Consider the following 3,073-nt stretch of genomic DNA (forward strand, 5'->3'; position numbering starts at 1 on the left):
AAAACAACCTTGAGATTATCGGTCAGTTGACTGAGCAATACGAAGAGTTGATTGAGTTGGTACAAGGGTTAAAAGCCGTTAAAGCTGACGCGGCAGCTGATGGCAAAATAGACAAACTATTGGCAGATATCGTCCGTGCGTCTGATGAAATCCAAGAAGATGATTTGTCCGCTGAGCTTAAAGAGCTGATTAAAGACTCTCTCTTTGGCGTCGAGCAAATCACCGAGATGGTCCTAAACTTACGTAACTTTGCCCGTCTTGATGAGTCAAAAGTGAAAACCATCGATGTGCGCGAATGTATCGAAGCGTCATTGAAAATCGCTGGCAACTCTATCAGACATCAAGAAATTGTCACTGATTTTGCGCCGACGCCTGAGATTAAATGCTCGCCGTCACAGATTAATCAGGTGCTAGTGAACTTGCTTAATAACGCCGCGCAAGCCATGGGCGAAAAACCGGATGGCAAAATCGAAGTGCGCACGCGCTTTGATGAGCGCAATGTCTATATCGATGTCAGCGACAATGGGAAAGGCATGAGTACAGAAGTACTTAATCAAATCTTTGAGCCGTTCTTTACCACTAAAGGCGCGGGTGAAGGAACCGGTCTTGGGATGGCCATCAGTCAGCAGATTATGGAGCAGCATAATGGCGACATTAAAGCGGTCTCAACCGAAGGCGTTGGCACCACCTTTACCTTAACGCTACCGATTGATAATGATTTAACCGAACAAAGCCTAGCAGCGTAAGCGCTAGGTTCTGTTGTTCGTTTTGTTGTGAGCACAATTGCTATTTAAATGATTATATAAAGCTACCATATTATTATTCATCATAAGGATATCATCATGAATGAATTTGACCATGAAATGGAAACCTCTGGCGCTGAGCTAGCGTCTGGACCAAAACCGAAGTTGGCGTTTATCGACGATGAACAACGTATTTTACGTTCGATGAAACTGCTGTTTCGTAAAACGCATGACGTTTTTATCACCACTGACCCGACCGAGTATATCGACTATATCAAAAATAACCATGTACACGTGGCGGTCAGCGACCAACGTATGCCTGAGCGTGTGGGTGTCGATATCTTGCGTGAAGTCAAAGAAGTGTCGCCATCTACCATGCGGATTTTATTGACCGGTTACGCTGATTTGAACGCTATTATTGGTTCTATTAACGATGGTGAGATTTATCGTTACTTGACCAAACCATGCAAATCTGAAGAACTGCTTGCGGTTGTCGGTCGCGCCACCGAAATCGCGTTGACTTATAATCCAGATGAAGACGCGGAGCAATTTGATAGCTCGGGTAAAAAGCAGACACTGTTGGTCATCGATGAAACCGACGAACTGATTGAGCAAATAAGTAAGCAGTTCTCGCATAGCTATAGAGTCTTGCACGCTGAAGGCTTGGAAGAAGCTTACGATTATTTGGCCAATGAAGATATCGGCGTGTGTATTACCGACATCAATGTCAGCGGCGAAAATATCGCGCCGATTATCTTTACCTTAAAACAAGATGCGCCGCACTTGGTGGTTTTGGTACAGACTGAATTCCAAGATGCAGGTTTGCTCATTGATTTGATTAATAAAGGTCAGGTTTATCGCTGCTTACCTAAGCCCATGCGTGCCAGCCTGCTTGAGATTAGCGTCAACCGTGCTTTCCAGCATCATGCAAAACTCAAAGCCAGCCCTGAATTGGTCAAACGTTATGAAGTCGAGCACGACCCTGAAAACGATGTACGTATTGATTTAAGCAGTCGCGTTCGAAGTCTGATTGGCAAATTGCGCAAGCGTTTTTCTTTATAAGCATTTTTCTTTATAAAACGAAAAACGATATAAGCACAAGAACTCCTGTCGCAAAAAATAAAACCTCTATTTCAATTGAAGTAGAGGTTTTTTACTGCACGCTTTTCGATGGGGTTTTTGACGCGTTTTTTGACTAAGTGCGGCAACGTGCTACATTAAGCCAATAACTCTATCAGCCTATTTAAAATGCAAGACCATTTAAAACGTCATCTATTTAAAATATTATCTATTTAAAATAACAATGAGATAAGGAAACATCATGCAAGCGGTTTTTTTAGACAAGGGTACTTTTTCTGACAATATCGACTTGCCAGCACCTGCTGGCGTGACTGACTACATTACTTACGACGATACACCTCAAGAGCTAATTATTGAACGCTGTCAAAATGCTGATATCATTTTTACCAATAAAGTCCAAATCAGCGCTGACGTCATTACCAATCTGCCTAAGTTGAAGCTTATCCAACTGACCGCAACAGGTATGAATAACGTCGATCAAGATGCCTGTGCTAAGCACAATGTTGCGCTATATAACGTCGCAGGTTACGCGGTCAAAAGCGTGCCCGAGCATACTTTTATGTTAATGCTAACGGCCATGCGCGCAGGCATCCATTATCATGAAAAAGTTGCGGACGGTACGTGGCAAGATAACGGTAATTTCTGCTTGCTCGATATCCCACTGATAGATTTGGAAGATAAGACGCTTGGTATTATTGGTGTTGGCACTATCGGTAAACGCGTCACCGACATCGCCCGCGCTTTTGGGATGACGGTATTGTGGGCAGAGCATCAAGGGCGTGCGCCGCGTAATGAGGATTATACGGCCTTTGAAGAGGTACTGGCGCAGTCTGATGTACTAAGCTTACATTGCCCATTAAATGAGCAAACCAAACACCTAATTAATAAAGACACCTTAGCAAAAATGGCTAAGCAACCACTGATTGTCAATGTCGCCCGCGGTGGTATTGTCGATAGCGAAGCGCTGACCGATGCCATTAATAACGTGCAAATTATTGGTTATGCCACCGATGTATTTGAGCAAGAGCCGATTGTCAAAGACGACCCTTTATTAACCCTTGCTAATCATCCGCGGGTGATATTTAGCCCGCATAACGCCTGGGGCAGTAAAAGCGCGCAAGAAACCTTATGGCAGATATTAAGCAAGCAAGTTTCAGAATTTATCGATAAGCATTAAAAGACAATCACTAGGGCGCGTCCTCATTTTAAAAATGGTGATAAAAATGAGATAAATTGTAGCTAAACAAGGA

At 43.4% G+C, this 3,073-nt stretch carries 3 protein-coding genes; all 3 read left to right on the forward strand.

Features of this window, described 5'->3' with window-relative positions; genetic code table 11:
- Positions 1 to 746 (forward strand): sensor histidine kinase (locus V7D75_RS11685; RefSeq protein ID WP_333614696.1); only part of this gene is annotated, 746 nt, incomplete at its 5' end.
- A 96-nt stretch (positions 747 to 842) separates the two neighbouring features.
- Positions 843 to 1,805: a response regulator gene (locus V7D75_RS11690; protein ID WP_333614697.1), complete on the forward strand. Its 963-nt coding sequence runs from the start codon at positions 843 to 845 to the stop codon at positions 1,803 to 1,805.
- A 259-nt stretch (positions 1,806 to 2,064) separates the two neighbouring features.
- Positions 2,065 to 3,000 (forward strand): D-2-hydroxyacid dehydrogenase, encoded by a 936-nt coding sequence (locus tag V7D75_RS11695; protein ID WP_333614698.1) that lies wholly within the window; start codon positions 2,065 to 2,067, stop codon positions 2,998 to 3,000.
- Positions 3,001 to 3,073 lie beyond the last annotated feature (73 nt).

The sequence above is a fragment of the Psychrobacter sp. genome (genome assembly GCF_036731945.1).
Classification (GTDB): domain Bacteria; phylum Pseudomonadota; class Gammaproteobacteria; order Pseudomonadales; family Moraxellaceae; genus Psychrobacter.